The sequence below is a fragment of the Verrucosispora sp. WMMC514 genome, from assembly GCF_027497295.1.
Classification (GTDB): domain Bacteria; phylum Actinomycetota; class Actinomycetes; order Mycobacteriales; family Micromonosporaceae; genus Micromonospora; species Micromonospora palythoicola.
Map to the genome: position 1 here is coordinate 6,744,495 of NZ_CP114906.1, position 16,347 is coordinate 6,760,841.

Annotated in this window: 12 protein-coding genes; 6 read left to right on the plus strand and 6 right to left on the minus strand. The window is 71.1% G+C overall.

Annotation, left to right across the window (positions count from 1 at the left end):
* Nucleotides 1-103: 103 nt before the first annotated feature.
* Nucleotides 104-547, minus strand: coding sequence for an SMI1/KNR4 family protein (locus tag O7597_RS31180; protein ID WP_269742271.1), 444 nt, complete (start codon nt 545-547; stop codon nt 104-106).
* A 196-nt stretch (nt 548-743) separates the two neighbouring features.
* Nucleotides 744-1,418, minus strand: coding sequence for a TetR/AcrR family transcriptional regulator (locus tag O7597_RS31185; RefSeq protein WP_332317193.1), 675 nt, complete (start codon nt 1,416-1,418; stop codon nt 744-746).
* Between the two features lie 154 nt (nt 1,419-1,572).
* Between O7597_RS31185 and O7597_RS31190 the strand changes: the two genes are divergently transcribed.
* From O7597_RS31190 to fxsT, 6 genes are all read left to right on the plus strand, one after another.
* Nucleotides 1,573-2,283 (plus strand): hypothetical protein, encoded by a 711-nt coding sequence (locus tag O7597_RS31190; protein WP_281581587.1) that lies wholly within the window; start codon nt 1,573-1,575, stop codon nt 2,281-2,283.
* Between the two features lie 85 nt (nt 2,284-2,368).
* Nucleotides 2,369-2,755 carry a hypothetical protein gene (locus O7597_RS31195; RefSeq protein WP_281581588.1) on the plus strand — a complete coding sequence of 129 codons (387 nt, stop codon included), beginning with the start codon at nt 2,369-2,371 and terminating at the stop codon, nt 2,753-2,755.
* On the plus strand, nt 2,752-4,536 hold the full coding sequence (locus O7597_RS31200) for a caspase family protein (RefSeq protein ID WP_269742275.1): 1,785 nt from the start codon (nt 2,752-2,754) through the stop codon (nt 4,534-4,536). Before O7597_RS31195 ends, O7597_RS31200 begins: the two co-directional genes overlap by 4 nt.
* 162 nt (nt 4,537-4,698) lie before the next feature.
* Nucleotides 4,699-6,180, plus strand: coding sequence for a hypothetical protein (locus O7597_RS31205; protein WP_281581589.1), 1,482 nt, complete (start codon nt 4,699-4,701; stop codon nt 6,178-6,180).
* Nucleotides 6,181-6,194: 14 nt separating this feature from the next.
* Complete coding sequence (locus tag O7597_RS31210; protein ID WP_281581590.1) at nt 6,195-7,235, plus strand: MoxR family ATPase; 1,041 nt, start codon at nt 6,195-6,197, stop codon at nt 7,233-7,235.
* Nucleotides 7,232-11,485: an FxSxx-COOH system tetratricopeptide repeat protein gene (fxsT, locus tag O7597_RS31215; RefSeq protein ID WP_281581591.1), complete on the plus strand. Its 4,254-nt coding sequence runs from the start codon at nt 7,232-7,234 to the stop codon at nt 11,483-11,485. The genes O7597_RS31210 and fxsT overlap by 4 nt, the downstream gene beginning before the upstream one ends.
* 27 nt (nt 11,486-11,512) lie before the next feature.
* On the opposite strand, the gene O7597_RS31220 is transcribed toward fxsT, so the two are convergent.
* The 4 genes from O7597_RS31220 to O7597_RS31235 form a co-directional block, all read right to left on the minus strand.
* Nucleotides 11,513-13,381: an HEXXH motif domain-containing protein gene (locus O7597_RS31220; RefSeq protein WP_281581592.1), complete on the minus strand. Its 1,869-nt coding sequence runs from the start codon at nt 13,379-13,381 to the stop codon at nt 11,513-11,515.
* A complete protein-coding gene (locus O7597_RS31225) occupies nt 13,378-14,604 on the minus strand; it encodes an FxsB family cyclophane-forming radical SAM/SPASM peptide maturase (RefSeq protein ID WP_281581593.1) in 1,227 nt (408 codons plus the stop codon). Before O7597_RS31225 ends, O7597_RS31220 begins: the two co-directional genes overlap by 4 nt.
* Before the next feature lie 8 nt (nt 14,605-14,612).
* The gene (fxsA, locus tag O7597_RS31230) at nt 14,613-14,783 is read right to left on the minus strand and encodes an FxSxx-COOH cyclophane-containing RiPP peptide (RefSeq protein ID WP_269742281.1); all 171 of its coding nucleotides are present in this window, start codon (nt 14,781-14,783) and stop codon (nt 14,613-14,615) included.
* Between the two features lie 507 nt (nt 14,784-15,290).
* Entirely contained in the window at nt 15,291-16,337 is a 1,047-nt protein-coding gene (locus tag O7597_RS31235) for a LacI family DNA-binding transcriptional regulator (RefSeq protein WP_281581594.1), read from the minus strand.
* Nucleotides 16,338-16,347 lie beyond the last annotated feature (10 nt).

A 16,347-nucleotide genomic window follows, 5' to 3' on the forward strand; every position in this document is an offset into this window, starting at 1 on the left:
CCAGTTCGGGACGCTTCTGCACGGAACAGGAGCGCGAAGGTCTCCCCGCTGGCTGGCGCGCACGGACGGCGGCCGGAAGAGTGCGTGAAGTCCCCTCGCGCGGTTAGATCCCGAGGCGTTCGATCAGCGTCTCAATGTTGGGCGCAACCTCGATCCAGTCCGCCGTTGTGCTGAGGTAGATCACTGACGGGGCGGCCAAGGAAGGTCTGTAGTCCAGCGCGAACGGCTGGTCGGGGCCGAGGTCACCGATCAGGAGAGACTGGTCAGGATCCACGTCGCCAGGCGGGCGCTGCCGGTCCGGCTGGCCGAGATAGAACCCGCGATAGTCCTCAGGCATGTCGTCGAGCCAGCGTCTGTTGGCCGTCATCCGACTCAGGGGGAGGAACTGTGGGACCACCGCGTCATCGCCGAAGACGTCGCGGTACGTCGAGGACGAGCGGTCTGGGGCCACCCACCGACCTTGCCGCACCGCATTGAGGAGCACCGACGGGACCGGCAAGCCGTCGATGATCACATCGCCATCATCGGCGCGCCGTACGGTCCCCACAAGTCCGAATCTCCTCGGCGCAGCATCGGGCGGCATGAGCGGAGGCCGAAGTCGCGTTCTGTGCACCCACGCCTACCTCGCCGTCACCGCCGCGCAGGCCAAAAAGGGGGCACCGGCTGCATGACAGGGACCCAGGGCCACGACGGACCAAGGCCGCGACGCCGTCGGCCATCACCGCGACGGTCGTTGAGGGTTGCTATGTGGAGGCTCTTAGGGGCTCGAGGGCGGCCAGGATGAGGTCGAGGCCGAAGATGAACTCCTCTGCCGGGTCGTAGCCGGCAGCGACGAGCGCTGCGGCGGACTCGTTGAGGTAGGGGAACTCGTCAGGAGAAAGCTGGGGCAGGTAGACGTCCTCGGCCATGTCCGCGAAGTCATCGGCGGTGTCGAACGGCAGGCTGCTTTCCTGTAGGGCGAAACCGTAGACGTAGACGTCGAGCAACCAGTTGGCGTGCGTCGCCATCAGAACCGAGAAGCCGGCCCTTCGCAGGCAGGCGGTGACCGCTTCGCGGTGGCGCAGGTGCGCGGGCCCCGGCGACGTCCGCGACTCCATCAGGCCGATCGCCCACGGGTGGCGGGCGAGAACCTGTCGGGCGGACACCGACCGCCGTCGCATCGCCGACTGCCAGTCGGTCTCGTCGGGCGGGAGCTCGATCTCCTCGAACACGATGTCGATCATGGCGTCCAGCAGTTCCTCCTTGTTCGCTACGTAGTAGTAGAGCGACATCGCGCCCGCGCCGAGCGCGCCGGCCAGCCGGCGCATGCTCAGCGCGTGGACCCCCTCGCGGTCGGCGATCCGGATGGCCTCGATGACCACTCGTTGCTTGCTCAGCCCCGCGTCGGGCGCGACCTGGCGTTTTTTCCTCCCGGACACGGGTCTCCTCACTCGCTCGAACGGCTTGACAATCGTCAAGCGTACTTTCATCGTACGGTGTACTAAACCGTAGTACGGTGTACGAATCAGCGAAACAATCCCCGAACCCGCTCGACAACCCGCCGGTCATCCGACCGCAACGAAGGAGTAAGAGATGGGATCACCGAAGAACACCGCCACCACACCAGCCCGCAGTTGGTTCGTTCGAGGCCGGCTCGTCGGTGCCGCGGCGATCGCGTTCGCGGTGTTGGTGGTGACAGAGAACGTGTTGTTTGCGGTGACGGGCGCGCTGCCCTACGGCGCTCCGATCGAGGAAGTGCTGGCCTACTACGCGGCCAACCGCGACGCGGTCGCGATCGTGTCCGGTCTGGTAGCCGTGTACCTGCCGCTGCTGCTCGTGTTCGTGACGGGCCTGCACGGCCTCGTAAAGCGGCGCGGCGGAGCGGGCACCGACTGGTCGCGCCTCGCCTTGACCGCTGGCGCAACGCTGTCGGCCATCTTCGTGCTCGTCAACGTCCTGCAGATCGGGCTCGCGCTCTCCGCCAGCGCGCTCGCCGCCAGCGCGCTCGCCGAGCCGACGCCCGCGTTCGGGCTCGTCTGGCAGATTCACGCAGCGGCGTTCGCGCTGGCGCTGCCGATGCTCGGCACCACCTGCATCGGCTCGGCCCTCGCCGCGCACGCGAGCGGGCTGACTCCGGCTTGGCAGCGCCTGCTGGGCATGGTGGGCGGGAGCCTGCTGCTCGCTGCGGGGCTGGGCAACCTCGCGATCGCCGACGGCTCGCCGCTGATCTTCGTCGGGCTCCTAGGGTTCGTCGCCTGGCTCGTCTGGCTGCTCGCGACCGGCGTGCGCCTCGTCCGCTCGTGACCGAGATGAGAGCGGCGCCGGCCGGGCGCGTTGACCACCGATGGTGCAATTGACGCGGACGGATCCGTACCCGGGGAGGAACCTGATGGCTGACCACAGCGGGCTGCCGATCGCCGCGCTCCTGTTCGGGGGCCCGGAGGACGGACCTGGCGAGCTGGAACTCGGTGCCCGGCAGCTGGCCCTGGAACTGGCGCCGTACGGGGAACGGTTGCCCGCACCGACCGAGGTCGCGCCGGACGGCACCCGTGCCGGCGAGATCGAGATGATCGGTGCCGTCGCGCTGGCCATCGAACCCGCTCTCCCGTCGATCATCGCGGTGCTGGAACTCCTCGTCGCCTGGGCCGGCCAGCGCCAGGGACGCGGCGTGCGGATCGTCGAGCCGGACGGCAGCGAACTCGAACTCACCGGAGTCTCCGCCGCCGACCAGCGCCGCATCGCCCAGACCTGGCTCGACCGGAAACTTCCCCGGTGACGCGCAGACGCGCCCTGTTGATCGCCTGTGACGAGTACGAGGATCCCAAGCTGTCCCGCCTCCGGTCTCCGGCGCACGACGTCCAGGTGCTGGCCCGGCTGCTCGGTGACCCGACGGTCGGTGCCTACGACGTACGACTGCTGGTCAACCCGACCGAGCACGAGGCCCGGCTGGAGATCGCCCGACTGCTGCGGTCGGCCGGCCGGTCGGACCACCTGCTGATCTTCTTCGCCTGCCACGGTCGACGCGACATCGACGGGCTGCTCTACCTCGCTCTGGCCGACACGGACGTCGACGACCTGCCGGCCACCGCGCTTCCCACGGAACTGATCAACCGACTGCTCAACCGCTCGGCCTGTCAGCGGATGGTCCTGCTGCTGGACTGCTGCTTCAGCGGGGCGGTGTCGCGGGTGTTGACCCACCAGGGCGACGCGGGCGTCCGCGGCGGGGACCTGTTCCCGGGCGAGGGCACCGGCCGCGCCGTCCTGACCGCCACCACCGCCCACGAGTACGCCTGGGAGCCGGCCGGCGAGCCACTGCCGCTGACCGACAACCCACGGCACTCCGTCTTCGCCGGCGCGGTGATCGAGGGACTGCGCACCGGTGACGCCGACTTGGACGGTGACGGACTGGTATCCGCCGACGAGCTCTACCGGTACGTCAGGGACTCGGTCGCGGTGGCCGGCGGGCAGACGCCCCGCCGCTGGATGTACGGCGAGGGCGACCTCTACGTCGCCCGGAGCGCCCGGGGCCCAGCCCTGGCCACGGCGGCCGGCCGGACCGCGCCCCTGCCGCCGGCCGGGGTGGAGGTTCGGGACGCGCGCGGTGCCGACCGGTCGGACGGTCCGGTCCCGCCCCGCCAGCGGCCCGTCCCCTGGGCGGCGGAGCGCCTGCACTGGGAGGCGGGGTTGCCCGAACCGGTGGAGCGGATGCTGCGGGGTTTGGCCGACCGTAAGGGTTGGCTGGCCCTGCGGGCGGGCGGCTGGGACGAGGCGACCACCCAGTTCGGGGCGGCGGTGCGCGGCGACGGGACGGCCGGTGCCTGGTGGGGACTCGGGATCAGCCACGCGATCGGCGGACGCTGGCGGGCCGCAGGCCACGCGTTCGCGGCGGCCGCCGGAGGGCTGCGGGAGGCCGCGCCAGACCACCCGGCGCCGACGGCCGCGCTGACCGCCGGGGCGCTGCTGCTCGCGGTCGTCACGCTGCGGGCGGGCGGCGACCAGCGCGCGGCGCAGGTGCTGACCGACTCCGTCGACGCGTTGCCGCTGTGCCCGCCGCTGCTGGTGCTCTCCGCGGCGTGGGCCGGTGACGGTGCGGCGCTGACCCGCGCGTTCCTGCTCGACCCGGAGATTGCGGTGGAGTGCGAGGCCGCGGGCATGGAGATCGGACCGGCCGTCCAGGAGGCCATCGCCTGCGGCGAGGCGCAGATCCGCCGGCTCCACGTCGCCCGCACCCGGCTGCGCGCCACCGATCCGGCCTGGTCCGGCGGTCCGGCCGGCGACGGCGGGCCCGAGGGAGTACGGCGGTCACCGCTGGCGCGGCTGCGGGAGGTCCAGCGGACCGTGGAGGTACGCCGAGACGAGCTGATCTCCCTGCTGCACGCCCGCCAGCTCGGCGTACGGGACGCGTTACGCGCACCGGTGCCGGACGGGGGCGGAGCGGTGGTGGCGGACATCCGCAACGCCATTCACACCGGTCATGAGGCGCTGCGGGCGACGGACCGGCCCGCACCGCTGGCGGCGGTCGGTATTCCACCGATCCGTCCGATGCGTTCAATTTAAGCTAATTGATTTCCCCCGTGCGGAGGCTTCTACCGTGGGCGGTTGCCTCCGTACTATCTGTAGACCCGCCGCAATGGGTGGTTCTCGGCATCGCATCGGAGGAGACATGGTCGATAGCGGTGTCCTTCGGCGTTGCCGAAGTGCGCTCGGGTGGCGGCGCCGGTGACCCTCGAATCCCACGACCACCGCCGGCTGGTCGACGCGATGCTCGCGCTCACCGGTGCCGAGGTACGCACCCACCGCGACCGGTACATCCGGCAACTCGGCCACCTGATCGAGGGCGAGCCGGTCTTCCGCCGCTCCGACGTGCCCTTCGCCGACCTCTGGGGACTCGTCGCGGCCTGCGAGGAGGTACCGGGGGCGCTCCGGCTGTTGCCCGAGGCGGTTGCGGCGGTGGACGGTGAGAGCCCGGAACTGGACCGTTTCCGCGCACTCGTCGCCATCCACCTGCCGCCGGAGATCCTCACCGCCGACGAACGCGGCCAGATCGTCGAACTGGCCGACGGCCTCGATCCGCGGGTGCTGCTGGACCTTTGCCGCGGCGCGGTGGCGCGGCTCGGTCCGCGGGTGCGCCCACCGGTCACCGACCTGGCGGCCGTACTCCGGGAGCTGGAGGACGCGGTCTCCGACCCTGACGTACGCCCGCCGCTGGTCGCCTTTTTGGACGACCTGGCGGGCCGGGTCGCCCTACCGGCCCGCCGGATCGCCGGCCGCCTCGCCGACGCGGTCGCCCGGCGGATGGGGGTTCCACCCGGTCCGGCGGCGTCCCCGCCGCCGCCCAGGTCGACGGGCGGTCCCAGACCCTCGGACGGCGACCAGTACCGCTCCTACTTCGTGGTGCTGCTGGACATGGACGGCATCGACGCCTCCCGGTACCTGTTCGAGGCCTGGTTGGTGACCCCGGGCGATCCCGGCCGGCTGCCGTGGCACTGGGAACGCATGCCGGACGGGCCGGAGGATCGGTTCCGACTGGAGCAGATCCAGCTCAAGATCGATGAGGCGCTCACCGAACTGGCCAGTCGCAGTACCGCCGAGATCGGTCAACTGACTGTCGAGTTCATCGTGCCCCGTCCCCTGCTCGACTACGAGTTCGACCGGTGGCAGGTGGCGGCTCCGGGGCTCTACACGGCACTCGGCGTGCACTACCCGGTGGTCGTCCGCGACCTCACCCGGATGCGCAACTCCCTGATGCGTCCCCGCTGGCGGACGCGGCACCGGCGGCTGCGCGAGCAGGGTTCCGCCGTGCAGGCCCGGGCGGTCGCCTTCGAGCGGCTCACCGAGCCGTATGTCGCGCAGCACCTGCACGCCCGACTGCTCGGCAACGACGACTACCCGGTCTGTCTCGTGCTGTTCGTCAGCGGCGCCGAACGGCACATCCAGGCGGCGATCGGCGCCGCGGTCACCGCCGGACTGCCGGTCGTCCTCTGGTGTCGCGACCGCGCGGCGGCGTCACGGTTCGATTCGTACATCCCCGAGGTGCTCATGGCGCGTAGCGTCGCAAACCTGCGCGAGCTGGTCTGGGAGCTGCGTCGCGACGCGGGCAGCGAGGGCGGCTCCCCCGAACACCTCGGTCTCCACCTCACCCTGCTGTGGGACGAGATCGACCGGGTGCCACCGGCCGACGCCCTCAGCGCGCCGGTCTAGGAAGGGGCGACAGCGTGTTGGAATCACCACCGCAGCCGGAGGACTTTGCCACGGGCGACGGCGAGGACTGGCGGATCTACCTCGGCACCGGACGGCCGCACAACGGCATCGAACGGCTCCCCGAGCCGCCCCGGTGGCGGCGGTTCGGCGGCGGGCCACTGATCACCTCCGCGCTGCCGGAGGACCGGCAGGGCGCCGAGCGGGCCCGTGGCTACCAGATCACCGACGAGGCGATCGAGATGGTGAACGCCGCGCTCTACCTGCGCCGCCCGCTCCTGGTGACGGGCAAGCCGGGCACTGGAAAGTCCACCCTCGCCTACAGCGTCGCGTACGAGCTGGGCCTCGGGCCGGTGCTCTATTGGCCGGTGACCAGCCGCTCCACAGTGGACGACGGCCTCTACCGCTATGACGCGATCGGCCGACTCCAGGAGACGAACCTCTTCCAGTCCACCGGGCGGACCGAGGAGATACCGGACATCGGCCGCTACCTGACGCTCGGCCCGCTGGGCACGGCACTCCTGCCCTGGGCACGTCCACGGGTGGTGTTGATCGACGAGCTGGACAAGAGCGACCTGGGGCTCCCCAACGACCTGCTCAACGTCTTCGAGGAGGGCCGGTTCGAGATCCCGGAACTGGCCCGGCTGCCGGAGGACCAGAGCCTGGCGGAGGTGATGACCAGCGACGGCACCCTGCGGGCACCGGTACGGCGCGGCCAGGTCCGCTGCGCCGCCTTCCCGGTCGTCGTCATCACCAGCAACGCCGAGCGGGAGTTCCCATCCGCCTTCCTGCGCCGCTGTCTGCGACTGGACATCCAGCCCCCGGACGAGCAGGCCCTGGCCCAGATCATCACCTCGATGCTCGGCGAGGAGGCGGTGGCCGCCAGCGCCGACCTGATCACGCACTTCCTCGACATGCGCGACCGGGGTGCGGTGGCCACGGACCAGCTGCTGAACGCGATCTTCCTGGTCACCTCCGGGGTGCGACCGCCCGAGTCGACCCGCGCCCGGCTGCGGGCGAACCTGATCCGGGACCTCGAAGCGGCCGGCACCCTATGATCGATCGGCTGGTCACCGCCCTCGGCGGCGCTCCCTCGGCCCTGACGGCCGAGGAGTACGCCGAGGCGATCTGGCTGGCCCGCTTCCTGCCCCGCCAGCCGGGACCGCCCCGAGCCGGGCCGGCCGCGACGGCGAGCGACGCACCACCGGGGGCGCCACCCGAGTCACCGGCGTCGCCGCCGTCCACCTCCCCGGCCCGGCAGCCCGCCCGGCCGGAGACGCCCGCGGTGTCCGAGACGGAGCCGTCCGCCAGGCTCTACCTGCCGCCGCCCGCCAACGGGCCTCGCGACCCGTCCTCGCTGCCGGTACGCACTCCCGGGGTGCCCGCCCTGCCGCACGCCCGGGAGATCGCCCGGGCGCTGGCCCCGCTGCGCCGGCCCGTGCCCGCCCGGCACGCCGTGCGGCTCGACGAGGCAGAGACGGCCCGCCGGTCGGCTGAGGCCCGGATGCTCCAACCGTGCCTCACCCCGGTCACCGAGCCGTGGCTGGATCTCGTACTGCTGGTCGACGGCAGCCCGTCGATGGTGGTCTGGGAGGCGACGGCGACCGAGATCCGGACCCTCGTCGAGCGGATGCGGGTGCACACGTTCCGGCGCATCCAGGTGTGGTACGTGCGGCCGGACGCCAAGGGCCACCGGCCGATTTTGACCTCCGGCGGCGGCAGCACCGCACGGGACCCGCGCGAGCTGGTCGACCCGGAGGGCCGGCAGTTGACGATGGTGGTGAGCGACTGCATCGGCGCCATCTGGGACGCTCCCGAGCTACGACGGTGGCTCGCGATCTGGGGCCGCTCCGGCCCGGTCGCCGTGGTCCAGCCGCTGCCACAGCGGCTGTGGCACCGCTGCCGCCCGACGCTGTACCCCGTGCTGGTCCGGCCGACCCGGCCTGGGGCACCGGCGGCGCAACTGCATCCCCGCCTGCGTGACGAGGTGCCGGATCACCTTCCGCGCGGTGCAGTCGCGATACCGGTGCTGGAACTGGCACCGCGATGGTTCGCCGCCGGGGCCGCCCTGGTCAGTGGCCGCACCCTCGGCCCGGTCGCGGCGGTCGCGCTGCTGACCACCGACCCTCGTCCGCTGCTCGTTGACCCGCTGCGGGAGCCACCGCCGTCGGAGCTGCTGGACCTGACGCCGGCCCAGCGGGTCGCCCGGTTCCGGGCGGTGGCCTCAGACGAGGCCCGTCAACTCGCCGAGTTCCTTGCCGCCGCACCGCTGACACTGCCGGTGATGCGCCTGGTGCAACGCCTCATGCTGCCACGCTCACAGCCGCAGGACCTCGCCGAGGTCTACCTGAGCGGGCTGCTGCGCCACGCGGCGGGCTGGACCGAGGACACGCCGGTCGAACAGGCCCGCTACGAGTTCCTTCCCGGCGTACGGCAGGAACTACTCTCCGGACTACGGGTCGGTGAGGCGCTGCGGATCCTCGACGTCGTTTCCCGCTACGTCAACGAGCACATGGGCGCGGCTCTGGACTTTCCGGCGCTGCTCGCCGGACAGGTCTCGAGCCGGCTGGCGACCCGACTGGGCCGCCCGTTCGCAGAGGTGGCCTACACCGTGCTGCGCAGCCTGGGAGGCCGGTACTCGGAACTCGCGCGGCGGCTGGCTCCGGCCGCCCTCGGCCCGCCAGCCACGCCAATGCAGCGGACCGACCGGCGACTACCGATCGCGGCGACACCCGAAGAGGGGGACGACATGACCGCACCGACCGCTCCAGGAGATCGGGGCCGTTCCAGTGTCGGGGAGCAGCCGGCGGTGTTCGGGAACGTGCCGCCCCGCAACCCGGACTTCACCGGGCGGGAAGAACTGCTCAACGTGCTGCGCCAGCGGTTGACCGACAACGTCACCGCGGTGCTGCCGCACACCGTGCACGGCCTCGGCGGAGTCGGCAAGAGCCAGCTCGCCGTGGAGTACGTCTACAAGTACGCCAGCGACTACGACCTGATCTGGTGGGTTCCGGCCGAACAGCCGACCCGGATCCGGGAGTCGCTCGTCGCCCTGGCCCGCAAGCTCGATCTGGTCAGCGACGACGTCGACGTGTCGCAGGCCCTGGAGACCGTGTACGACGCATTGCGCACCGGACGACCGTACGGCCGGTGGCTGCTGGTCTTCGACAACGCGACCCGGGCCGAGGACCTGATGCCGTTCCTCAGCAACCCCGGCGGGCATGTGCTCATCACCTCCCGCAACCACAACTGGGCCGGGGTGGCGGACAGCATCGAGGTGGATGTCTTCACCCGGGAGGAGAGTATCGAGCTGATCCGGCGGCGGCTGCCGGAGCTGGACGACGGGGACACCGACCGGCTGGCGGAGCAGCTGGGGGACCTGCCGCTGGCCCTGGAGCAGGCGGCGGCCTGGATGCTGGCGACCGGCACCCCGATCGACGAGTACCTCGGCCAGTTGGAAAAACGGGTCGGCCTGTTGCTGCGGGAGAGTTCACCCGCGTCGTACTCGACGCCGGTGGTGATCACCTGGGGGCTGGCATTCGACCAGCTGGCCGAGCAGACCCCCGCCGCGTTGCAGTTGCTGGAGCTGTGCGCCTTCCTCGGTTCGGAGCCCATCTCGATCAGACTGCTGCCGATGGGGCGTTACGCCGGGCTGCCCAGCCTGCTCGACGCCACCGTCCGGGACGACATCCAGTTGCGCCGGGCGGTGCGAGACATCGGCAAGTACGGCCTGGCGAAGGTGGACGCGACCCGCAACAGCATCCAGATCCACCGCCTGGTGCAGGCGATCCTGCGGGACCGGCTCACCCCGGCCGACCGGGAGACCTACCGCACCGCCGTGCAGAAGCTCCTCGCCGCCGCGAACCCCGGTGATCCGACCGAGGACCAGGAGATCTGGCCCCGGCACGCGGAACTCAACCCGCACGTGCTGGCCTCCGGGGCGATCGACGGCGAATCCGACGACATCCGCAAGGTGGTGCTCGACCAGATCCGCTACCTCTACGTCAGCGGCGACTACGAAAGCAGCCGCGAGCTCGGCTCGATCGCGTACCGCCGGTGGCTGGAGAAGCTGGGGGCGGCCAACGAGCAGACCATCATCACCGCCCGGTTCCTCGCCAACGCGCTGCGCTCCACCGGCAATCCGCAGGAGGCGAGGCGGTTGAACGAACGGACGTACGAGATCGCCCGCGACACGCTCGGGCCCGACCACGAACACACATTGGCGCTGGCCAACAGTTTCGGGGCGGACCTGAGGCTGTTCGGCGAGTGGCAGCGGGCCCGCGAACTGGACGAGGGGCTGCTCGAGGCGCACCGCAGGGTGTTCGGTGAGGACGCTCCGGACACCCTGCGCTGTGCGAACAACCTCGCCGTCGATTACCGGTTGCTCGGCGACTTCGAGCGGGCGCGGCGCACGGACGAGGACAACTGGGCGCGCTACCGGCGGGTGCTAGGCGACACGAACCCGTACACCCTGTTCACGGCCACCCTACTCTCCCGGGATCTGGACGGGCTGGGCCGCTACCACGAGGCGCTGCGGTTGCAGCGGCAGTGGCTGCCGCTGCACCGGGGAAGCCTGCGGCCGGACCATTCGAACGTGCTGCGGGCGACCCGGCTGCACGCGGTCACGCTGCGCAAGACCGGTCTCTACAGCGAGGCGCTGACGGTGGCTCGCGAGGTGTACTCGCTGTGCCTGCGCCGGTTCCGGGAGAACCACGCCGACACGATCTCGGCGGCGATGACGCTGTTCAACATCCTGCCCCGCACCGAGCAGGAGCGGGTGGCGCGGGCCCGGGCCCTGGCCGAGGCCCGGGTGCTGGGCGAGGAGACGCTGACCGGCTACCAGCGGGTCCTGGGCGACGAACACCCCTTCACGTACGTCTGCATGACGAACCTGGCGATCGTGTTCCGCCTACTCGGGGACTACACCGAAGGGCGCCGGCTCGACGAGCGGGCGGTCGCCGGACTCCGTGCCGGGCTCGGGATGGAGCACCCGTACACCCTCTGTGCGATGATCAACCTCGCCAACGATCTCGCTGCCAGCCGAAACCATGCCGGAGCGGCTTCGCTACTGCGGGAGACCCTGACGGCGGCCCGGCAGGTGAACGGCCAGGATCACCCGGAGACGTTGATCTGCGCCGCGAACCTCTCGATCGAGCTGTCGGCGCTCGGCGACCGGCCGGCCGCCCGGGAGCTGCGCGACGCGGCCATCGCCGGGTACGAGCGGACCGTCGGCCTGGACCACCCGGACGCGGCCGAACTGCTGGCCAGCCATCGGGTGTCGATCCCGATCGACCCGCCTCCGACGTGAGCACTGGCGGGTTCGGGAGGACGGCGGCTAGGCCCGGGCGGCGAGCGGGGCGCCCGCCGCCGGGCTGACCGCCTCGGGCGCCTCGTCCACGAGGGGGCGCAGCCAGCGGGTCAGCCGGAGCGGGTCCGGTGCGTCGGCGCCGCGACGCCGGATCTCGCGGTGCAGCGCGGCGACGAGTTCCGGCATCTGGTGCAGCGCGGCGGTCTCCCCGTCCGCGCCGTCGCCGCTCAGCTCGGTGAGGATCGCCAGACCGACCCAGGACCGTGGCTCGTCCGGCTGGTCGAGGATCTGGCGGAGGTAGGCGGCGCGGGCGGTCGCGTGGTCGCCGAGGATCTGCGCGATGTCGCCGGCGGACGCCTGTGGTACCTGCGTGGTCACCTGGGTCGGGTCGGTGCAGAGCTGGTCGAAGCCCTCCGGATCTGCCATCTGGAGTCCGGCCAGGTCGAATCGGACGTTGTGGGTCGAGGTCCAACCGACTTCGTGGGTCAGCACGGCGGAGATCGGCCCGGGTGAGGGCGCTGCCCCGGCCAGCCAGTCGTCCGCCAGCAGGCGCACCCGGTGCGGATCGGGCATCCGGTTGCGTAGGCGCCAGCCGAGCCGGTGTTCGGCAGTGACCTGCCGGGCCAGCGAGGCCGCAGCCGGGGAGACGGGTTCCGCGAGCCAGCGGCGCTGCCGTTCGGTCAGCATGGCGAGGAACCGCCGGCCCTCCGCGGTCAGGTTCGGGACCCCGTGCAGCAGCTGGGTGGTCTGCCAGACCATGGAGCGCCAGCGGGCGAATTCGAAGTCGGCGAACCGGGCGGCGGCGTCGCGCTGGACGTGCCGTTGCACCCGCCAGAAGTCGGTGACCCCGAAGAAGGCGTAGACACCGTGCAACAGCCCGCCGAGCGGCCGGGGATCGTCGCGCCACGGCGCGTAGTGCCGGGGTTCCGGATCGGCGTGATGCAGCGGAATCAGGTCGAGCAGCGCCCCGAGTTTGGCGTGCTGCCACTCGTGTACCAGCGCCGCCGCCAGGGCGAGTGGATCGGTGGGTGGGGTCAGGGACACGGCGCCGAACGACTCCATGGCGGTCGCGTTGACGCCGTAACTCTCCTCGGGGGCGACCAGCGGGACGATCGTGGTGAGTCCCGCGGCGATCCCCTCGGCGTAGCCGGGGTGCCACCGCACGAGCACCGGCCACGCCTCGTCGAGGGCCGCCTGCCACCCGGCCAGCTCGAGGTCGGTGAGCCGGCCCGCCGCCCGGAGTTGATGGATGTCGCGGCACGGGTCGAGGTCGTCGACGATCAGCCGCAGCGTGCAGCCGGCGGCCTGGGCCGCGATCGTGCGCAGGCCGGACCACCCTGGCGCGTCCGCCGACGGGTCGGTGGGTACCAGGACCGGGCCGATCCGCAGCCGGCCGTCCTCGGCGGTGACGGTGACGCTGCCGGTCCCCGACTCGGCGCGTCCGTACGTCGGCAGCATGACCTGGCCGTCGGTGCTGGACAGCTCGATCGTGAAGTCCAGCCCGGCCCGGGCCGCCGCGGCCACGGCGATCTCGCCCAGCCGGCCGATGTCGCGGGAGGCCGCGACGGTGCCGTCGGTGGCGCTGGAGCGGCGACTGCGGGGCGGCACCGTGGCGGGGCCGGCCCGCAGGTGCCGGAGTGTGACCGTCAGCCAGGAGCCGACGTGCGGCGCGAGCAGTACCTCGTCGACGGCCTCCGGCCGGTGGGCCTGGGCGCGGACGAGCAGCTCCAGCGAGGCCCCGGTGTCCGGGGACGGGTCGGCGTCCAGCAGTGCCCGCAGCAGGAACAGCCGCCGGCTGAGCTGGCCGCGGCGGAGCCGGGCGATCGTCTCGGCGTCGCCGTGACCCGCGGCGAGCTGGCTGAAGGACTGGGCGGGAAGTCGGATCACGTCGGTCACGCGCGTTGCCTCATCACTTGGGCGACATCGGCCTGTACGCGGCCGGCGATGTGGTCGATCAGATATCGCAGGTCGGCGCAGAAGACCGAGGGATTGCGGAATCCTGAGCCCTTACGGTATCGGTGCGGATAGTACCCTCCACCACAGACCGGATGAACCGAACAATCAAGACACGCCGGAGCGAGTGCCTTCACGCCGATCTGTCGGGCGATGACGGCCGGGTGCCGCAGGGCGGCGTCCAACGGGTGATCGGCCAGGTTGAGGCCGGTGGCCGGGGCGCCCTCGTAGGCGGAGCGCAGCGTGTCGACCTGTTCGAGCGACCCGTCGACGTCGATGACGATCACCCCGACGGGGCTCAGTCCGATCTGCTCCGACCTGCTGTGGCCGCCCAGTACGCCCACGGCGATCTCTTCGAAGAGGCGGAGGCGGGTCTCCCGCCGGGGCGCGTCGTACCACCGGTCGAAAACAGCGACGAGCCACTCTCCGTACCGGGTGCTTGCGTCGGGCGGACGACCCGGCGGTGGCTCGCTCCAGTTGCCGTGCGGCAGCAGGAAGTCCAGGGCCGGGGGCTGGTACGCCAGCAGCGTCTCGTAGGTCTCGACCGGATCGTTGCGCAGGTCGATGACGCTAAGGATGCCGGCGAACAGATCGGGCTGCTCGCGCAACAGCCGCAGCGCGCGGTCGACGGCGGGGAAGCTGCTCCGGCCGCCGAGATGCCGGCGGTGCCGGTCGTTGGCCACCCGGCCACCGTCCACGCTGACCCCGACCCGCAGGCCGGCGGCGCTCAGCAGGCGCAGGCGTTGCTCGGTCAGGCGGGTGCCGTTGGTCTGCACGGTGAACTGTGCCGCCGTCCCGGGCGACAGCGCCGCACGCAGCGTGCTCACCACCCGCTGCAACGTGGCGGGCGGGGCGAGCAGCGGCTCGCCGCCGTGCAGGATGACCCGGATCGTCGACAGGCGATGGTCGCGGGCGTGTTCGGCGATGCGCCGGGTCGCCAGGTCGACGACCTCGTCGGACATGAAGGCCTTCCGGCCCCGCCAGGAACGGTCGGCCAGCTCGTACATGTAGCAGTAGTCGCAGGCGAGGTCGCACCGACTGTGCAGCTTGACGACGAAGTCGTGGAACGGGGTGGGCCGCCAACCGGCCGGTGCGATGTCGAGCGGTGACTCGCCGAGCGGCCATTCGGACGGCGAGGGAAGTGACGGTGGCGCGCCGGTGACCACGACGGGGTTCAGATCGCGGAGGTGAAACCAGCGACGGGGTCCTGCGGTCGGTCCAGCTCGTCGAGAATCCGCTCCAGGCAGTGCACGAACGCGCCATGGCTCGCCTCCCGGAGTTCGGCGAGGCTGATCTTGCTCACATCCAATTGGTGAGACAGATAATCATCGACCGTGGTTTCCATCGATTCCTCTATAGGACAATCGCACGCTAGTGATCCTGACCGGCTCCGAACGCGGCGGCTGGAGACGGAGCAAATTTCCCAAACTAACCCAAGATACCAGTGGATGCCGGACAGCCGGGTCAGTCTACGGCCGTCGCCCCGCCCCGGACAGTCCATAGCCGGTGCGCGCACCGTGGGCTGTCCGATTTCTCGCAGTGGTCGCGGAAGTCGCGGCGCCGCGCCCTGCGCGTTGGCTGGTCGTCGCTCCTGAGCGTCGGTGACCGACGCTCAGCGCCACGCTGGGGGGTCGGTCCGCTCAGCCAACCCTCGGCAGCCGCGGCAGACCCAGCGAAACGAGGAAGCTGTCCGCCTTGAGTTCGACGAAGACGCTCGCGTCGTCGTGATCTTCGTCCGAGCGCAGGAGCGCGACCGGCGGTGACGCGCCGCTGCAGCAGGGCGAAGTGCCAGTCACAGCAGTACGCCGACGGGCGCCGTCGTAGCAATTGCGCTACCGCTGGCAGGGCGGCCTCAGCGCAGCGTCGACTGTCTCTGGATCAGTTCGAATTCGACCACTACCCTCCGGGGCGCCGGCTGTTCCTCTCGCGGCACACCGTCGAACTGGAGCTGGATCCGCTCTTCCAGCAGGGCGACTGCCTGGTGTGCGATCACGTCGCGTCCGGGGTCGATGGTGCTCAGCGGAGGTCGGGAGTAGTTCGCTTCGTCGATGTTGTCGAAGCCGATCAGCAGGACGTCCTCGGGAACCCGTAGGCCGCGGTCCTGAAAGGCGGCGAGCGCACCCAGCGCGAGTGTGTCGGCGAACGCCACGACCGCGTCGGGCTTGACGCCGCTGTCCAGGATGCGAGCGATCGTCGTGGCGCCGGTGGAGTGGAAATAGTCGGGTACACCGATGATCGCGCGTGGATCGACGTCGAAACCTCGTGACTGGAGGGCGTCCCGGAAACCCTGGAACCGCAGCGTTCCGCTGCTCGGCGATGGGTCGTCCTTGACTCCCAGGGGAACTACCGTGGTCGCACCCCGGCCCAGGACGTGCTCGGTCGCCGCACGTGCTCCCTCGATGTTGCTCATCGTGACGTGGTCGAGGCCGCCATCGAACACCCGCTCGCCCAGGAGCACGAGGGGAAAGTCGACGTCGAACAGCGGGAGGTCTTTCTGGCCCAGCGCGAGCGGGGAGTACAGCACGCCGTCGAAGCGTGACCGGTAGCTGCCGTCCAGTACCCGCAACTCGCGGTCGCGCTCGGCGTTGGTCTGCTCGATGAAGACGGTCAGGCCCCGCCTGGATGCCTCTCGCATGACAGCGTCCGCGAGTTCGGCGAAGTACACAACGCGCAGCGACGGCAGCACCAGAGCGATCGCCCCGGTCCGGCCCCGGCTCAGGTTCCGCGCCGACACATTCACGTGGTAGTCCAGCTCACGGATCGCGTCGTCCACCCGCTCACGGGTTTCCGGCCGCACGTACTGATAGCCGTTGAGGATGTTGGACACCGTCTTGACCGATACCCCGGCGAGTCGGGCGACGTCGCGCATCGTCGCCGACCTGTTGGTCTTGCGCGCCACAGCCCCTCCC

Coding starts and splice junctions, on each gene's coding strand:
- O7597_RS31190 (WP_281581587.1), top strand. CDS start 1,573: ATGGGATCACCGAAGAACACCGCCACCACACCAGCCCGCAGTTGGTTC.
- O7597_RS31195 (WP_281581588.1), top strand. CDS start 2,369: ATGGCTGACCACAGCGGGCTGCCGATCGCCGCGCTCCTGTTCGGGGGC.
- fxsT (WP_281581591.1), top strand. CDS start 7,232: ATGATCGATCGGCTGGTCACCGCCCTCGGCGGCGCTCCCTCGGCCCTG.
- fxsA (WP_269742281.1), bottom strand. CDS start 14,783: ATGGAAACCACGGTCGATGATTATCTGTCTCACCAATTGGATGTGAGC.